Here is a 17201-nt window from a genome sequence, read left to right on the forward strand (position 1 = left end):
AACCATCAGCCGCCGACCTGTGACCAATTAATGGGTGTGCCACGCTTAATTTCCCCAACGGCCTTTTTGCCTAGAACAGTCTCAAAATATTTTGGCGGCAAACCATGCCCAGGGCGAATACAACGTACATTCTCCAGAGTAAACTCTTCACCCTCCGCTATGTCTTGCACGGCGTACAATGACCTTCGGAACACCAAAGACTTCTTTTCTGCCTCCAAAGGTCCATAACTGACTTTCCCAAGGGATTGCCAAGCCCTTTCAACCTCTTGAACCAGAGATTTCATTTCTTCTGGTTCTAAAGAAAAAACTGCGTCCACTCCACCTCCATCACGGTTGAGCGTGAAATGTTTTTCAATAACTTTCGCACCCAAAGCAACACTTGCCACAGAAACACCCACCCCCAGAGTGTGGTCAGAGATCCCAACTTCACAATCGAACAAATCACTCAAATGTGGGATCGTCAGGATATTTGTATTTTCAGGTGTTGCAGGATAGGTACTGGTACACTTGAGCAAGATGAGGTCCTTGCACCCAGCCTCTCTCGCAGCACGGACCGTCTCATCCAGCTCCGCAACCGTTGCCATTCCCGTTGAAATGATCATTGGCTTGCCGGTTGCGGCGACTTTACGAATGAGGGGGATGTCGGTGTTTTCAAAAGAGGCAATCTTGTAGCAGGGCACCTCGAGATCCTCAAGAAAATCAACGGAAGTATCATCAAAAGGGGTACTGAAACAGATGAGCCCTAGATCCTTACAACGATCAAAGATTGGTTTATGCCATTCCCAAGGGGTGTATGCCTCCCTGTACAAATCGTAGAGAGAACGTCCTTTCCAGGGATTGTTTTGGTCTTCAATAAAGAAACCGCCTTCAGAAAGATCCAAAGTCATTGTATCTGCGGTATAAGTCTGGAGTTTGATAGCATGGGCCCCCGACTGTGCAGCAGCTTCTACGATTTTCAGTGCCATATCCAACGACTGGTTATGATTGCCAGACATTTCAGCAATTATCAAAGGAGGCTCTCCTTTGCCAATATAACGTCCGGAGATTTCAATTGTTTTTTCAATAGCTCTATGCATGGTTCAATTCCTGCACATACGTGAGATGATTCTTGATATAACCTGCTTTTTTAAATGCCTTTTGAGAGGCAATATTTTCCGGCAGTATCTCAGCAAAGATACGAAGGACTTGAGGATAATTCTGTCTTAACCACTCACTACCAGAACGAATCAGTTGGGGCCCTGTGCCTGGAGGTTGCCCCCCAGGCACCAGATAGACAGAGATCGTAGCGCTTTCTCCCTTCAGGTCATACCTAAGCACACCAACCGGTCCAGAAGTCGCTTCAGCGACCAGAAGTACTTGATCAGGATTTTTCAAACTATTCTCAAACCACCTTTGATGGTCTTCAAAGGGAATGACGGTTGAATCAAATATATGGCGGCGAGTTTCTTCATCATTTCGCCATCGATAAATCGATTCGCAATCATTCATTGTTGCACGCCGTAGCATCAAATCAGGCTGGGCCATTAATTGAACTATCCGCTTAACACCCAAACCATCAGTGAGCTGCATAGATTCTCGTGAAAAACTCTCCAATGTTTCTGGTGAACGGCGCAAGGTCTCGAGAGCATATTGTATAGCCTCCACGGAAACTTCACTTTCAGGTCCCAGATACAATTGACAACCTCGCGCAGCAAGGCCCTTCGCTATTGCCTCCTGATTTTCGGCTACAGAAATAACCAAACCAGGGAGCCCGAGACAACATCGCTCCCATGTTGTCGTTCCTCCAGCACAAATTGCGAGATCCGCCTCAGAGATTAACTTCGGCATCTCTTTTGTCTGACAATAAATATTTATGTTCGTGTTTTTAGAACAAAAACTCTCTATAGATTTGCGGTTCGGATTTTTTGCACCAACAACAACATCAACGGCAATATCAGGGCATCCCATGCGCTCTAGCGCCTGAAGTGCCCTTAATGTCTGATTGCTTGAGTCAATTCCTCCAAAAAAGACCAGCACTCTTTTAACGTTTCCAGATCTAGGGCCGAGTTTTTTTCTAGCCTCTGAAAACTCTTGCCTGAGCAACGCATATTTTGGCCCCAATAGTATCTGACAATCCTGTGGTACCAACCCCGTGTAACGCCCTGTGTTGTCCCTCAAAACGTTCTGATCGAGCAAAAGATCGCAATCATGAGCCCGGTTTGCCAAATCATCTATGACCATTATTTTCCGGACATACGGTCTGACTTCTTCTTCCCAACTACGATCTAAAGCGTAATGATCCACTATCAACCAATCCAAATAAGCCGCGTTTTTTAACAGCTGAACAGTTTCAAGAGCATCAGTGCCCTTTGAGACCCCTAACCAAGAGGAATAATCTTCATCCAGCTCTCCAACCTGGTTCTCTTCGACATGAGCAGGCAGCTGCCACAATGGAAACCCGAACTCTTCTACAATCCAGTTACTGTTTCCCCGCAAGTCTCTGGCTATAAAGGTTACGTCGGCACCTCGATTTTTAAGCTCGTTTGCCAACGCCAGGCACCGCATCAAATGCCCAGTTCCAATATTCTCTGAAGAGTCTGTGCGGATAAGTATTTTCATAGAAGTTAACGAACCTTGAACAAAGGCTCTAGCGGCTCACAGCGCAAAAATTCTTTTAATTTCTGATTGTTGATTGCGTCTTTGATTATGTAGAGGACCTCATCATAGGCAGTAACCACGCTCGTAAGATCCTCATCGGTCATGGCATAACTGACATTGTGAGTACCAAACGTCAGTATTCCTCGAGCGATCATCTCCTGCATAAAGAGGGTCTTGATCTCCCACATACTGTAAGGAGCAACATCTTGAAGCATAAAGAACGACCAGCTTGGATGCCCTGCCAACTCAACGATATGCTCGATTTCATGTTTCTGAATTAGAACCTTCAGTCGATCAAGTATCATTTGCCCTTTTTGATACAGTGTGTCGACCACTGGCTCACGCTGAAGTTTATTCATGGTTGCAAGAGCTGCCGCCAACGAAAGTGTTTCGCCTCCGAAGGTAAAAGAGAAAAAAATCTCCTCCATCAACTTCATAATTTCAGCCTTGCCAACCACGGCAGAGACAGGGTAACCGTTCGCTAGCCCTTTGCCGAATGTTGCAAGATCTGGAGTCACGCCAAAAAAAGCCTGAGCCCCACCATTGGCAAATCGGAAGCCCGTTATCGTCTCATCAAAGACGAGAACAGCTCCGTACTTTTTAGCCAGAACCTGAACCTCTTCAAGGAAACTGTCAGCAGGTTCTACTACATTCATCGGCTCCAGAATAACTGCGGCAATCTGGTCCGGCCATTGCCTGAAAATTTCATGCAACGACTCAATATTGTTATACATGAACGTATGGGTGAGATCGCTCGTGGCCCTCGGCACTCCCAGATTTCTTGTAGTGGATCCAATGTACCAGTCCTGCCAACCGTGGTAGCCGCACACAGCTACATGGTCACGACCGGTGTAGGCCCTGGAGACACGGATGGCGCCGGCAGTGGCATCTGAACCATTTTTCCCAAAACGAACAAGTTCGGCACAGGGGACCATCTCTTTAATTGTCTCTGCCACCTGCATCTCTATCGGGTGGGATAAGGAAAAGATGACACCTTCAGTTAATTGCATTTGCACAGCTTCATTAACATCGGGGTCGTTGTAGCCAAGAGTGACTGCGGCAAGTGAGTTGATTAAATCAATATATTCGTTACCATCCACGTCCCAAACCCTGCTTCCTTGACCTTTGGAGAGGAAATAAGGTGATACACCGCGAGGAAATTGGGTCATGCTTTTACTAAAAGTTTGTGAGCCAAGCGGGATGCTGCGTAAGGCTCTCTCAAGCAGCCTTTCTGAACAATCATATCTTTCAGACATTTTTGAGTCCTCATTGAACATCAAGTCGATTCTCACTGTCTTTGTCTCTTGATTTTTTCAGACCTTCATTCCGTTGAAATTTGGAATTCCTGATTGAAAGATCAGGCCTCCTTTCCAACAATTCAAGAATATGCTCCATGCCAAATTCAGGATTATTGGGCCAAAGTTCCTCATATACGCTCGACACAAACAAGAAATCTTCAGGCTCATCTACTGTCCAGCGCAGGTCAGATAGGTCCTTGCTGTTTTTGATACAGCCCAGAGCAAACATCTCTGGATTTTGATGAACGTACAAAGTGACATGTTCCCGTTCCGAAGGGAGCTTTGCCTCCTGCCATGCCCTTCTCAGACATTTAAAGCTAATGACTTCAACGTCCAGCCCATCTGGGAAACTTGGTTCCAAGGTATTGCTTGTATAATCATCCCCGCTTTCCAAATGAGCCCTGATCACACGATCAATAATGGCAGGGTCTGCTAAGGGACAGTCTCCTGTCATACGGACCACATGCTCAGGTGTGAATGAAGAAGCCGTCTGGTAAAAACGATCAAGGACATCGTCCAGAGAACCTCGCCGAAACTCAATGCCGGTCTCCATACACACTTTGACCAACTCATCATCTGAAGGATCGGTACTAGTGGCCACTAATATTCGATCTATTTTTTGGGAGCGTTGTAGACGTTCTAGCTGCCGAGCAATCATCGGCTTGCCCATAATATTTTTTAATACCTTACCTGGCAAACGTGTTGAACTAACTCTAGCCTGCAGAATCCCAAGTATCATGGTGCAACTCTCCACAAGCTCGGGTTCAGAACATTTGGGTCATCAAGAGCAAAAGCTCTTAACGAATCCAAAAATTCACTAGGCAATTTGACGTGATCTTGATCGATTAGTTCTTCAAACTCCTCCAGGCAGGAAACCCCGCAAACAATGGCGTTGACCTCGTCGAGTGCATTTACAAATCCGAGTGCAGCTTGAACGGGCGTATAGCCTGATTCCTCAATGGCATTTCGAAGAAGGTCTAAATTCTTTTTCACACCCTCAAAATAGGGAGGCAAATCTTCGGGCTTCACAAGAAGAAGCCCCTGCAAAAAAATGGAGCGGGCGTGAACCTCAACATCTGCATTTTTGAGAGAGGTGAGGTGCCCACTCAACAGCAACCGTTGATCCAGCACACTTACAGGAACCTGCATCAACTGAATTGGATATCGCATCATGCATTGCTCTATCTGCTCAGCTGTATAAACAGACACACCAATTTTCTTCACGAGGCCTTGTTCCTGTAACATCTCCATAGCCTCAAAAAGTGCCATCCCTGATTCGCTGAGGAGATCACAAGGTTGATGCACCATGAGGCCATAAACAGACTCTACGCCCAGCCTCTCTAAAGAGTCTTTAAAGGTATCGCCTAATTGCTCGGCCACATCTCTCCCACTTAGCCCCTTTTCGAAAATCTTTGTTTTTGTAATTATTTTAAATGGGGAAAGACCTGATATTACATGTCCAATAATTTCTTCGCTTCGCCCATAAGCAGGCGCAGTATCAAGGATGTTTATATTTGAAACGCTCGCCATTTTAAGAATACGCGCGACCTCTTTTTCAGGTGTGCGCCCCTTGGAATTAGAAATTCCATAATCCATTCCAAACTGAGCAGTTCCAATAGCCAGCTTTGATTGATAGATTTCTGCTTGGATAGTCATAGCTAGTTATTTTCCACTACTTCATGAACAGCATTTAATACCTGTTGGACATCCTTGTCGGTCATTGAGGGGTAAAGAGGGAGTGTAATGACTCTGGAGTAATATTTATTAGCTTCAGGGTAATCACCTACAGATAAGTTGAAATTGTCAGCGTAAAAAGGCTGCAGATGTAATGGGATATAATGGACATTCACCCCAAGGCCACACTCACGTAAAGCTTCGAAAACTACTCGGCGATCGAACGATTGAAAACCCAGCATATACAAATGCCAAGAGGAGTTCGCTCCGGCCCTCTGCTGTGGGACAATCAACGTGTCGCACTCTGAGAAGGCGTCGTTATATTTTTTTACAATCTGCCGCCGGCGCCCGACAAATTCATCAAGCCGTTTTAGTTGAGACAGCCCAAGAGCACACTGAATATCGGTAATACGATAGTTGAAACCCAGTTCTTGTTGCTCGTAGTACCAAGGGCCGTCATTACGCCCCAGTCGTTTTGGATCCTTGATAATCCCATGGGTGCGCAGAAGGCAGAGTCGTTCGTATAGTTCAGGGCTATTGGTGGTGATCATCCCCCCCTCTCCGGTCGTCAAATGCTTAACCGGATGAAAGGAAAAAATGGCCATGTCGGAGTGGGCACAACAACCAACCTTGTAAGTCCGGCCATCGACTTCATAGCTGGCACCTATCGCATGTGCAGCGTCTTCGATGACAATGAGGTTGTTCCTTTTAGAAATTGTCGAAATCTCAACCATGTCACAAGGCTGTCCGGCAAAATGAACCGGGATCAAACCTTTAGTCTTTGAAGTAATTTTTCTCTTAATTTGCTCCGGATCTATACAGTAGGTGTTTCGATCAATATCGGCAAATACCGGAGTAGCTCCTGAGTAGACAATGCAGTTGGCCGAGGCAACGAAGGTGATCGGTGAAGTAATGACTTCATCACCTTCCTCAAAACCAGCGGCTAGTGCCGCCAAGTGCAACGCAGCAGTCCCGTTCGAGACGGCAACAGCGTATTTGGCACCACAATATTCGGCGACAGCACGCTCGAATTGCTCAACCACTGGCCCCTGTGTTAGCCGGTCAGAGCGAAGCACATCCACAACCGCCTGGATATCTTCTTCACTAATGGACTGCCGCCCGTATGGAATAAATTTCTTTTTACCCATCATCAAATACTGAATTCAGAATCCACATGCTCTGTAATCAGTGAACGAATCTGTTCAACGGAGAGCCAGTCTGTATTTGATCCACTGTTGTAACTGAACCCCTGTGGGCAAGGTCGACCACCGTTGTTGCTCATAAACTCATCAGGACACCAGAATCTGATTGATGGCAAAATTACGAAATAATCATCAAATTCAACTGTGTTGATGGCGTCAGTCGCCGTGACCATTTCTTCATGCAACTTCTCCCCAGGCCGGATACCCACAATTTCCGTTTTACAGCCTGGCGCTATGGCTTCAGCAATATCCATGATGCGGTAACTGGGGATCTTCGGTACAAAAATCTCGCCGCCCCACATGATATCCAAAGCCTTCAAGACAAGCTCAACACCTTCCTGCAAGGTGATGTTGAACCGGGTCATGTTCTCATCAGTGATCGGCAAGACCCCTTCCTTCCGTTTGTCCAAAAAGAAAGGAATGACACTGCCCCGGCTGCCCATGACGTTGCCATAACGGACGACTGAAAGTTTTATGTCTTGAAGACCCTTCATGTTATTGGCCGCAACAAAAAGTTTATCGCTACATAATTTGGTCGCGCCATAAAGGTTGATAGGGCCGGCGGCCTTATCGGTACTCAGGGCAACGACCTTTTTCACATCTGAATCAAGGCACGCCTCAATGACATTCTGCGCACCGATGACGTTGGTTTTGATACATTCAAACGGATTGTATTCGGCAGCAGGCACCTGCTTGAGAGCGGCCGCATGAATGACAATATCAATGCCCTTTAAAGCCCTGATCAGGCGGTCCCGGTCCCTGACATCACCAATGAAATATCTAATTTGGGGGTATTGCTCTTCTGGGAATTGCTGAGCCATTTCAAACTGCTTTAACTCATCCCGAGAAAACACAACCACACGTTTGATTTCAGGATAGTTTTTTAAGATAGTTTCGATAAATTTCTTACCGAATGAACCAGTGCCACCTGTTACAAGAATTGATTTTTCCTTGAGCATGTTATCCTTGCCCTTCGAATCATTTTCCTTAACAACGCAATTGAATTAATGATATTAATAAAATTAAAGACCTGACTCTGGAAACCTCTCAGGAGGACAGGCACCTGCGTGGTCAATCCCTAGCGGCCCATCCTCTTTTTTATCTTGTTCAACTCAAGCCCCGTTAAGGGTGTGTTCACATAATTCGTCCAGTTCTCTGGTAGCGGGATCGGCAACGCTGTCAGCAAATTGCTCTGCTCCACATCACATCTCTCACGATGTGAAGATCAGGGAATCTGCCGGGGACGTAGTTGATATATCCACAATCCTCAAGTCTAACCCCAAATTCGGCGTTCAAACCGCCTCAGCCACCCTCTCTGCGTCCCCTTCCCGCTCCAGGTATATTCCACCTGAATACACCTGGTCAGATAACTGTAGACGGACTCTTTGCCGCAATGGCTTTTGCCATCTTTTTCACCGCCGTATTGACAATCGCTACAAACCGCCAGGTACATTCATGTTCTCCTGAAAATTCAAAAACCAATTGACCGCTGATGAAGTCGAAGGCCTTGAAATCAATATCTTGCCTTTGAGATTCAAACCCTATCCGCGTCCATCTGCGTTCATCTGCGGCTATTAGCCTTTTACAAACTCCAATACTGCATCCCAACCTTCTCCACCTCATCCCTCGCCAGCACACCCTTCACATCCATCACCACCCCGGAGCCGTTGCCATTGCCGCAGAGATCCTTGAGCTGCTTCGGAGTGATATCCGCAAAAGCCCTATGAGCAACCGCCCAGACAACCCCATCCACCGGGGCGATGTCTTCGAGGTCAACCAGGTCGAGACCGTATTCGTGCTGAGCTTCACCAGGATCGGCCATGGGGTCGTGGACCAGCACCTCGACGCCGTACTCCCTGAGTTCGGCAACGATATCGACCACCTTGGTATTGCGGATATCGTGGCAGTTCTCCTTGAAGGTCAGGCCGAGAACCAGGACCCGCGCACCCTTGACTGTCTTGTCCGCCCGAATCAGCTTTTTGACCATCTGCTCGGCGACAAACTTGCCCATGCCGTCGTTGATGCGCCGACCGGCGAGTATCACCTGGGGATGGTAGCCGATACTCTCGGCCTTGTGGGTCAGATAGTAGGGGTCGACCCCGATGCAGTGACCGCCGACCAGGCCGGGGGTGAAAGGGAGAAAGTTCCACTTGGTGCCGGCAGCGGCCAGAACCTCACGGGTGGAAATGCCCAGCCTGTCGAAGATGATCGCCAGTTCGTTCATCAGGGCGATGTTGAGATCACGCTGGGTGTTCTCGATCACCTTGGCCGCTTCGGCGACTTTGATGCTGGAGGCCCGATGAACCCCGGCGGTGACGATCAGCTCGTAGACGGCAGCGACCGTCTCCAGGGTCTCGGCATCCTGCCCGGAGACGACCTTGACGATCTTGTCAACGGTGTGAACCTTGTCGCCAGGGTTGATGCGCTCCGGCGAGTAACCGACCTTGAAATCGACCCCGCATTGCAGACCGGATTCGGCTTCGAGAATCGGCACCGCCACCTCTTCGGTGACACCGGGATAGACGGTCGACTCGTAAACGACGATGCTGCCTCTGGCGAGATTCTGCCCGATGGTGCGACTGGCCTCTTCGATCGGCCGCAGATCGGGCTTTTTGTTACCGTCTATGGGCGTGGGGACGGGGACGATGACAAAACGCGCCTCGGCCAGCCGCGCCGGATCGTCGGTGTAATCGATGCGGGTAGCGGCAAGCTGCTCGCTGGAAAGCTCGCCGGTCATATCCAGACCGTCACGCAGCTGGTTGAGCTTGCGACGGTCGATGTCGAACCCGATCACATCGAGCTTGTGCCCAAAAGCAGCCGCCAGCGGCAGGCCGACATAGCCGAGACCGACAACGGCGATTTTGCCCCGGCGCTGAATAATGGAGTCGAAGGTTACCATGACAGTCCTACATTGCAGGGCACGAATGTCGGATGACAGAGTGAGCGGTCAAAACGAGACAACCTTGCCAACCTCTCCGCTGTGCGCTTCCGCCTCCCGCTCCAGGTAATAGCGCAACGCCTTTTTCTGGATGCAATTGCTCAGGTAGCTATAGACCGCTTCGCGGCCGCAGTGGGAATGGCCGTCTTTTTCACTGCCATGAACGCAATGACTGCAGACGTTCAGGTACATAGCCCCCTCCTGTTTTACTGAGCTGCCAATGGCCACCGATTAACGCAAGGCAGAAACTCAAGTCTCGAAAAAAAGCACAATGCTCTTGTTACCTTTATCAGCGCGCATCAGCGTGCATCTACGGTTAACCAGTTTCTCTGCACAGATTCCAGCGGTTACAGGGCGCCTAGTGTAGGTTCAAAATCTCAAAAAAATCTCAAATCCAGACAAACAGACCACAACCATTTGAAAAGCCCGCTTTTTAGCGGGGCTGCACTTATCCAGCATGAGGCATATACTCATGGTGAGATCGAAAGTCCTAACCATCGACGGACCTCATACCGTGCTGCCGACCCTTGATTGCGAACATCGACCACGATGTACACATCCCCTGTACACATCCCCGGCAACACTCGGAGCCCAGGTCAGGCTGCTGTTCACCGAATAGGCTTGCAACTCGGTCAAGGTTCCATTCTCGTACAGCTGGAACCGGTATTCGTAACTACCGCTGCCACCACTGGCACTGGCCGTTACAATAACGCTCTGACCAACCTGCACCGACTGGGACTCAGCTGTGCAGTTACGCTCGAAACCGGCACCGCCCCCACCGTCAAATCCACCCCGGTGATCGTCTCACCGGCATCTATCTGATTGTTACCGTCGATGGTGAGAGTCAGCAGCTGCTCGGGACCGCGATCGCCGGTGGCGGGGTCCTGGGCGTAGATGCGCCAGTCGCCGCCGAGCAGAGGCAGGCGGAAGTGGCCGTTGGCGTCGGCGATGTCGATGATGGTGAAGTCGCCGACGACCGGAGCGCTGCCGTTTTGCGCGTTGCTGCTGGCGAAGCCGAGCAGATCTCCGCTAGCCGGATCTTCGATCCAGACCACCGCTCCGGCAACGGGCGCATTTCCGGTGTCGTTCACCGTGACGGTCAGGATCGCCGCCGGCTGTGCCGTCGACGCATTCACCTGCAGCGGCGGGGTTTCGCTGGCGCCGATGGCCAGAGCGGGCAGAACGGTCAACAGGACCAGCAGTATCGAAATCAGGACAATAAAAAGGCGTGTCATGGTCTCCTCCCTGTGAGACTCGGCACGGACTCTCGATCGAATAGAACAAGAAAGTGGGACAACCCTGTGAATTTAATGCACCGACGGGAAACTTCGTGGCAGAAGTGGACGTGTGGCAGGTCAGGGGGAAACGCCTCCCGCAGGCCAAACCGCCCCAATACAAAAACAGCGGTTTATCAAGATGGTGGCATTGTAATGCCAAGATCTCAAAAAAATCTCAAATTTTCCCGGGGAATCGGGAAAAAAGAAAAAAAAGGGGTAAAAAAAATGGTGGCAGGTAGCAGGTGGCGGATTTGGCCTTCGCCGCCTCCCTCGCGTTCATCTGCGGCTAAAACCAAAACCGGCGGGTCGCGCCCCGCCAGGCGCCACCCTTTTTTCAACGCGAAAAAAGGATGCAAAAACGCTGGTTTTTATTTCTGGAGCAAAGGTTCGTTGCCTCTTTTGCCCGGACAGCCAAATGAGAACTGTCCGCTCTTCGTGGCAACAGGAAAAGCATCGATCCCGGGCTCGCTGCGCTCACACGGGCCAAACGGTTCGGTTCGGAGCTGCGCACAATGAACCGTTCCTTCTGGTAAGCACCGTTCCCGTCGAGGCTGCAGCGGACCAACCTGGCCCATCGAGCGGTTTGCCGCTCGTTGGGGAGATTTTTCTGTGAGCCCGAAGAGCCGGCGTTCCGGGTTGAGCCGACGTTGTAACGACCCACCGACCCCTCGCAACAGCAATGCCCGCCGCAAGCGTAGGGCCCTTTTCTGCGTCCTCTTTTGGGCCGGCAAAAGAGGACGGCGTCGTCCGGGGCCGCAACCCCGGACCAACCTCATCCGACCGCAAGGTCGCAAACCATCAAAAGCAAAACCGGCGGGTCGCGCCCCGCCAGGCGCCATCCTTTTTTCAAGCGCGAAAAAAGGATGCAAAAACGCTTTTTCTATTTCTGGCGCGACAGCCGGTGCCTTTTTTCAACGTTACGGCCAAGAAGGTTGGTCTATTCTCCTTGGCAACAAAAAGGCATCGTTCCCGGGCTCGCTGCGCTCGCACGGCCAGTTTGTTCGGAGGTGCCCCAACGGAAACGGCTGTTCGATACAGGAACGTCCCCGTTGAGGCTGCGGCGGTGCAACCTGGCCCAGCGAGCGGTCTGCCGCTCGTTGGGAAAGCCTTTCCTGTTGGCCCGAAGAGCTGAAGCTCTTTTGACGGGACAAACGAACCTTTGCCCCACCGAACCCTCGCAACAGCAATGCCCGCCGCAGGCGACGCTCTTTCTGCTTACTCTTTGGAGCGCCAAAGAGTAAGGCGTCGTCCGGGGGCGCAACCCCGGATCAGCCTCCATCGGCCGAAGGTCGCAAACAAAATCAAAAGGAAAACCGGCGGGTCGCGCCCCGCCAGGCGCCTTACTTTTTTCAACGCGAAAAAAGTAAGCAAAAACGCTGGTTTTTATTTCTGCTGCGAAAGTCTGTGGCTCTTTTCAACTGTTCCGTCAAGCAGACCGTTATTTCTTCGTGGCAGCAGGAAACACATTCGTTCCCGGGCTCGCTGCGCTCACACGGGCCAATTTGTTCGGAGGTGCCCCAACGGAAACGGCTGTTCGATACAGGAACGTCCCCGTTGTGGCTGCGGCGGTGCAACCTGGCCCATCGAGCGGCCTGCCGCTCGTTGGGGAGATTTTTCTGCCTGTTGCGAAGAGCTGGCGCTTCTTCGATGGGACAAGCGGAAGATCGACCTGCCAGACACCCGCGACAGAAATGCCCGCCGCAGGCGAAAGCTCTTTCTGCTTACTCTTTGGAGCGCCAAAGAGTAAGGCGGCATCCGGGGCCGCAACCCCGGATCAACGTCCATCGACCGCAAGGTCGCAAATATCGACTCCCCCTATCCCCGCACCCGCTCGGCGTTGTCGAGAAACCAGCGGTAGGTCTGTTCGATCCCTTCGCGCAGGGGAGTGCGGGCGCGCCAGCCGAGCTCGCGCAGGCGGGAAACCTCCAGCAGCTTGCGCGGCGTGCCGTCGGGCTTGCTGGTGTCGAAGACCAGCTTCCCGGCAAAGCCGACCACCTCGCGCACGGTTTCGGCAAGCTGGCGGATGCTGACGTCCTCGCCGGTGCCGAGATTGACGAAGCAGGGCCGCGGATAGGAGAGCAGGTTTTCCGCCAGCACCTCGTCGGGCAGGTTGAGAACGAAGAGGGAACCGTCAGCCATGTCGTCGACGAAAAGAAACTCGCGCATCGGCTTGCCGCTGCCCCAGACGACGACCTCGGAAGCGCCGGCCAGCTTCGCCTCGTGAAAACGGCGGATCAGCGCCGGCAGCACGTGGGAGTTTTCGGGATGGAAGTTGTCGCCCGGCCCGTAAAGGTTGGTCGGCATGACGGCCACGAAGCGGGTGCCGTACTGGCGGTTGTAGGCCTCGCACATCTTCAGACCGGCGATCTTGGCGATGGCGTAGGGCTCGTTGGTCGGCTCCAGCGACCCGGTCAGCAGGTGCTCCTCGCGCATCGGCTGCGGCGCCAGCCTGGGATAGATGCAGGAGGAGCCGAGAAAGAGCAACCGCTCGACACCACACTCCCAGGCCGAGTGAATGACGTTGTTCTGGATCGCCAGGTTCTGGTAGATGAACTCGGCCGGATAGGTGTTGTTGGCGTGGATGCCGCCGACCCTGGCGGCGGCGAGGATGACATACTCGGGCTTTTCGCGGTGGAAGAAATCACGCACCGCCGCCTGGTTGGTGAGATCGAGCTGGTCACGCTCGGGGGTGAGCAGGTTGTCGTAGCCTTCGGCACGCAGGCGTCGGACCATGGCCGAGCCGACCAGCCCCCGGGCGCCGGCGACGAAAATGCGGGAATTTTTGTTCATCATGGAAACCTCGAAATCTTTTTCAGCCGCTGATTACGCAGATGCACGCGGATTGAGAACGAAAACCTTTATGTTTTTTCAGGTTCTATTGATTTTATCCGCGTCCATCTGCGTCCATCTGCGGCTAAAACCAAAGATTTTTCTAACCGCCGATTACGCCGATGCACGCCGATTGAAAACCAAAATCTTTATGATTTTCAGGTTCTATGATTTTATCCGCGTTCATCCTCGTTTATCCACGTTCATCTGCGGCTAACAAACAATAGCATTTCAGCCGCCGATTGCGCAGATACACGCAGATGAAAAACAAAACCTTTTAGCTTTTTCAGGTTTTAAGCCTTATCCGCGTTCATCCGCGTCCCATAAACGCCTTAAAAACACTCTCCTCAACGCCCGTACTGATCATCGAGCCGCTCGATGTCGTCTTCGCCGAGGTAGGAGCCGGACTGCACCTCGATGATCTCGAGCGGGATCTGTCCCGGATTTTCCAGCCGGTGCACTTCGCCCAGGGGGATGTAGGTCGACTGGTTCTCACTGAGGGTCAGCTGTTTGTCGCCGCAGGTGACCAGGGCGGTGCCGGAGACGACCACCCAGTGCTCGGCACGGTGGAAGTGCCGCTGCAGTGAGAGTCGGGCGCCGGGATTGACTGTGATCCGCTTGACCTGGAAGCGGTCACCGGCATCAATTCCTTCGTAACTGCCCCAGGGCCGGTTCACCCGGCGGTGCAGCAGGGTTTCGGAGCGGCCGTCGGCTTTCAGGCGCTCGACGATCTTCTTGACGTCCTGCACCCGGTCCCGGTCGGCGACCAGCACGGCGTCGGCGGTTTCGACCACCACCAGGTTGCGCACGCCGACGGCGGCCAGGAGACGACTGCCGGCATGCAGGTAGCAGTCGCTGGCGTCGACGTCGATCACGTCGCCCTGCCGGACATTGCCGGCGGCATCCCGCTCGCCCACCTCCCAGAGAGCAGAGAAGGAGCCGACGTCGTTCCAGCCGGCATCCAGGGGGAGAACGGCCGCCCGGCGGGTCTTTTCCATGACGGCATAGTCGATGGAGTCGGCGCGACAGGCGGCGAAGGCCTCGCGGTCGAGGCGCAGAAAATCGAGATCCTCAATCAGGCCGTCGCAGGCGGCGCGGCAGGCGGCCAGCATCTCGGGGTCGAAGGCTTCCAGCTCGGCCAGGAAGGCGGATGCGCGGAAGAGGAACATGCCGCTGTTCCAGTAGTAGTCGCCGGAATCGAGGTAGGTCTGCGCCGTCTCGAGATCGGGTTTTTCGACAAATGCATCGACGACAAAGGCGGACGGCTCCCGGGACCCGCGAACGGCGGCGATCTGCTCACCGGCGCGGATGTAGCCGTACCCCGTCTCCGGCCTGTCGGGCACGATGCCGAAGGTTACCAGGTAGCCCTCGGCGGCGACGGCGGCTCCGGCCCGTACCACGGCGCGAAAGGCCTCGATGTCGCGAATCAGGTGGTCGGCCGGCAGCACCAGCAGCAGGGGATCGTCACCCTGCGCGCTTGCGCGCAGGGCGGCCACCGCAACCGCCGGCGCGGTGTTGCGGCCCACCGGCTCGAGAATGATTCCCGACCAGCCGCAGCCCTGGGAGCGCAACTGTTCGGCGACGAGAAAGCGGTGTTCTTCGTTGCAGACCACCAGCGGCGGCGCCACGTCGTCCAGGCCGTCGAGCCGCGCCGCCGTCTGCTGCAGCATGGTCTGCTCGCCGCAGAGGGCGAGCAGCTGCTTGGGATAGAGTTCGCGCGACAGCGGCCAGAGCCGGGAGCCGGCCCCTCCGGAAAGGATGACAGGAAGAATCATGAACAAACCTCAGGTTATGAAATGATCGAACTGCGATTTGCGATGTTATCCGCGGCCATCGGCGTTCATCCGCGGCCAACAACAAAACCGGCGGGTCGCGCCCCGCCAGGCGCCTTACTTTTTTCAGCCCCCTTCACCCGGGCTCGCTGCGCTCGCACGGGCCAGATTGTTCGGAGCTGCCTCGACGGAAACGGCTGTTCGATACAGGAACGTCCCCGTTGAGGCTGCGGCGGTGCAACCTGGCCCATCGAGCGGCCTGCCGCTCGTTGGGAAGCTTTTCCTGCCGGCCCGGAGCACCGACGCAACCTGGCAGGTCTGAACCCTGCCTCGACCCGCCGAACCTTTGCGACAGCAATGCCCGCCGCAGGCGAAGCTCTTTCTGCTTACTCTTTGGAGCGCCAAAGAGTAAGGCGTCGTCCGGGGGCGCAACCCCGGATCAGCCTCCATCGACCGCAAGGTCGCAAACAAAATCAAAAGCAAAACCGGCGGGTCGCGCCCCGCCAGGCGCCATCCTTTTTTCAAGCGCGAAAAAAGGATGCAAAAACGCTTTTTCTATTTCTGGCGCGACAGTCGGTGCCTTTTTTCAACGTTACGGCCAAGAAGGTTGGTCTATTCTCCTTGGCAACAAAAAGGCATCGTTCCCGGGCTCGCTGCGCTCGCACGGCCAGTTTGTTCGGAGGTGCCCCAACGGAAACGGCTGTTCGATACAGGAACGTCCCCGTTGAGGCTGCGACGGTGCAACCTTGGCCCATCGAGCGGCCTGCCGCTCGTTGGGAAGCTTTTCTGTTGGCCCGAAGAGCTGAAGCTCTTTTGACGGGACAAACGAACCTTTGCCCCACCGAACCTTTGCGACAGCAATGCCCGCCGCAGGCGCAGGGCCCTTTTCTGCGTCCTCTTTTGGGCCGGCAAAAGAGGACGGCGTCGTCCGGGGACGCAACCCCGGATCTACGTCCATCGACCGCAAGGTCGCAAACCATCAAAAGCAAAACCGGCGGGTCGCGCCCCGCCAGGCGCCTTACTTTTTTCAACGCGAAAAAAGTAAGCAAAAACGCTTCTTTCTATTTCTTCCGCGGTCGGCGGTGCCTCTTTTCAACGCTGCCGCCAAACAAGCTGGCATCTTCTTCGTGGCAACAATAAGGCATCGTTCCCGGGCTCGCTGCGCTCACACGGGCCAGTTTGTTCGGAGGTGCCCCAACGGAAATGCCCGTCCTGGCACAACCGTTCCCGTCGGGGCCGCGACGGTGCAACCTGGCCCATCGAGCGGCCTGCCGCTCGTTGGGAAGCTTTTCCTGCCGGCCCGGAGCACCGACGCTACCTGGCAGGTCTGAACCCTGCCTCGTCCCACCGAACCGACGCGACAGCAATGCCCGCCGCAGGCGTAAGGCCCTTTTCTGCGTCCTCTTTTGGGCCGGCAAAAGAGGACGGCGTCGTCCGGGGGCGCAACCCCGGATCAACATCCATCGACCGCAAGGTCGCAACCCATCAAAAGCAAAACCGGCGGGTCGCGCCCCGCCAGGCGCCTTACTTTTTTCAACGCGAAAAAAGTAAGCAAAAACGCTTGTTTTTATTTC

The 17201-nt window shown here is 53.3% G+C and carries 14 protein-coding genes; 1 reads left to right on the top strand and 13 read right to left on the bottom strand.

All coding sequences use genetic code 11. The features are described from left to right. Nucleotides 1-5 precede the first annotated feature (5 nt). The 13 genes from pseI to EDC39_RS09455 form a co-directional block, all read right to left on the bottom strand. Nucleotides 6-1076: a pseudaminic acid synthase gene (gene pseI / locus EDC39_RS09395; RefSeq protein WP_148896122.1), complete on the bottom strand. Its 1071-nt coding sequence runs from the start codon at nucleotides 1074-1076 to the stop codon at nucleotides 6-8. Next, a complete protein-coding gene (gene pseG / locus EDC39_RS09400; RefSeq protein WP_148896123.1) occupies nucleotides 1069-2598 on the bottom strand; it encodes a UDP-2,4-diacetamido-2,4,6-trideoxy-beta-L-altropyranose hydrolase in 1530 nt (509 codons plus the stop codon). The genes pseI and pseG overlap by 8 nt, the downstream gene beginning before the upstream one ends. Before the next feature lie 5 nt (nucleotides 2599-2603). Further along, complete coding sequence (locus tag EDC39_RS09405) at nucleotides 2604-3893, bottom strand: aminotransferase class III-fold pyridoxal phosphate-dependent enzyme (RefSeq protein ID WP_148896124.1); 1290 nt, start codon at nucleotides 3891-3893, stop codon at nucleotides 2604-2606. A gap of 10 nt (nucleotides 3894-3903) precedes the next feature. Next, the gene (locus EDC39_RS09410) at nucleotides 3904-4674 is read right to left on the bottom strand and encodes a cytidylyltransferase domain-containing protein (RefSeq protein ID WP_148896125.1); all 771 of its coding nucleotides are present in this window, start codon (nucleotides 4672-4674) and stop codon (nucleotides 3904-3906) included. Then, on the bottom strand, nucleotides 4671-5591 hold the full coding sequence (locus tag EDC39_RS09415; protein ID WP_148896126.1) for an aldo/keto reductase: 921 nt from the start codon (nucleotides 5589-5591) through the stop codon (nucleotides 4671-4673). The genes EDC39_RS09410 and EDC39_RS09415 overlap by 4 nt, the downstream gene beginning before the upstream one ends. 2 nt (nucleotides 5592-5593) lie before the next feature. Then, entirely contained in the window at nucleotides 5594-6757 is a 1164-nt protein-coding gene (gene pseC, locus EDC39_RS09420) for a UDP-4-amino-4,6-dideoxy-N-acetyl-beta-L-altrosamine transaminase (protein WP_148896141.1), read from the bottom strand. A 2-nt stretch (nucleotides 6758-6759) separates the two neighbouring features. Then, nucleotides 6760-7770, bottom strand: a complete 1011-nt coding sequence (pseB, locus tag EDC39_RS09425) for a UDP-N-acetylglucosamine 4,6-dehydratase (inverting) (RefSeq protein WP_148896127.1) — start codon at nucleotides 7768-7770, stop codon at nucleotides 6760-6762. A 403-nt stretch (nucleotides 7771-8173) separates the two neighbouring features. After that, a complete protein-coding gene (locus tag EDC39_RS09430; RefSeq protein ID WP_148896128.1) occupies nucleotides 8174-8419 on the bottom strand; it encodes a hypothetical protein in 246 nt (81 codons plus the stop codon). Beyond that, the gene (locus tag EDC39_RS09435; protein ID WP_148896129.1) at nucleotides 8394-9710 is read right to left on the bottom strand and encodes a nucleotide sugar dehydrogenase; all 1317 of its coding nucleotides are present in this window, start codon (nucleotides 9708-9710) and stop codon (nucleotides 8394-8396) included. Before EDC39_RS09435 ends, EDC39_RS09430 begins: the two co-directional genes overlap by 26 nt. A 48-nt stretch (nucleotides 9711-9758) precedes the next feature. Continuing rightward, nucleotides 9759-9941: a hypothetical protein gene (locus EDC39_RS09440; RefSeq protein ID WP_148896130.1), complete on the bottom strand. Its 183-nt coding sequence runs from the start codon at nucleotides 9939-9941 to the stop codon at nucleotides 9759-9761. Between the two features lie 509 nt (nucleotides 9942-10450). Then, nucleotides 10451-10984, bottom strand: a complete 534-nt coding sequence (locus tag EDC39_RS09445) for a hypothetical protein (protein WP_148896131.1) — start codon at nucleotides 10982-10984, stop codon at nucleotides 10451-10453. 1857 nt (nucleotides 10985-12841) lie between these two features. Continuing rightward, entirely contained in the window at nucleotides 12842-13816 is a 975-nt protein-coding gene (fcl, locus tag EDC39_RS09450; RefSeq protein WP_148896142.1) for a GDP-L-fucose synthase, read from the bottom strand. 386 nt (nucleotides 13817-14202) lie between these two features. Continuing rightward, the gene (locus EDC39_RS09455) at nucleotides 14203-15630 is read right to left on the bottom strand and encodes a mannose-1-phosphate guanylyltransferase/mannose-6-phosphate isomerase (protein WP_148896132.1); all 1428 of its coding nucleotides are present in this window, start codon (nucleotides 15628-15630) and stop codon (nucleotides 14203-14205) included. Nucleotides 15631-16993: 1363 nt separating this feature from the next. Between EDC39_RS09455 and EDC39_RS15450 the strand changes: the two genes are divergently transcribed. Continuing rightward, on the top strand, nucleotides 16994-17201 hold a 208-nt coding region (locus EDC39_RS15450), incomplete at its 3' end, for a hypothetical protein (protein ID WP_222862857.1).

Origin of the sequence: Geothermobacter ehrlichii (assembly GCF_008124615.1) — a bacterium.
GTDB classification, from domain to species: domain Bacteria; phylum Desulfobacterota; class Desulfuromonadia; order Desulfuromonadales; family Geothermobacteraceae; genus Geothermobacter; species Geothermobacter ehrlichii.

Excerpts from the sequence above, each read along its gene's own strand:
- pseI (WP_148896122.1), bottom strand. The coding sequence starts at position 1,076 with ATGCATAGAGCTATTGAAAAAACAATTGAAATCTCCGGACGTTATATT.
- pseG (WP_148896123.1), bottom strand. The coding sequence starts at position 2,598 with ATGAAAATACTTATCCGCACAGACTCTTCAGAGAATATTGGAACTGGG.
- EDC39_RS09405 (WP_148896124.1), bottom strand. The coding sequence starts at position 3,893 with ATGTCTGAAAGATATGATTGTTCAGAAAGGCTGCTTGAGAGAGCCTTA.
- EDC39_RS09410 (WP_148896125.1), bottom strand. The coding sequence starts at position 4,674 with ATGATACTTGGGATTCTGCAGGCTAGAGTTAGTTCAACACGTTTGCCA.
- EDC39_RS09415 (WP_148896126.1), bottom strand. The coding sequence starts at position 5,591 with ATGACTATCCAAGCAGAAATCTATCAATCAAAGCTGGCTATTGGAACT.
- pseC (WP_148896141.1), bottom strand. The coding sequence starts at position 6,757 with ATGGGTAAAAAGAAATTTATTCCATACGGGCGGCAGTCCATTAGTGAA.
- pseB (WP_148896127.1), bottom strand. The coding sequence starts at position 7,770 with ATGCTCAAGGAAAAATCAATTCTTGTAACAGGTGGCACTGGTTCATTC.
- EDC39_RS09435 (WP_148896129.1), bottom strand. The coding sequence starts at position 9,710 with ATGGTAACCTTCGACTCCATTATTCAGCGCCGGGGCAAAATCGCCGTT.
- EDC39_RS09440 (WP_148896130.1), bottom strand. The coding sequence starts at position 9,941 with ATGTACCTGAACGTCTGCAGTCATTGCGTTCATGGCAGTGAAAAAGAC.
- EDC39_RS09445 (WP_148896131.1), bottom strand. The coding sequence starts at position 10,984 with ATGACACGCCTTTTTATTGTCCTGATTTCGATACTGCTGGTCCTGTTG.
- fcl (WP_148896142.1), bottom strand. The coding sequence starts at position 13,816 with ATGAACAAAAATTCCCGCATTTTCGTCGCCGGCGCCCGGGGGCTGGTC.
- EDC39_RS09455 (WP_148896132.1), bottom strand. The coding sequence starts at position 15,630 with ATGATTCTTCCTGTCATCCTTTCCGGAGGGGCCGGCTCCCGGCTCTGG.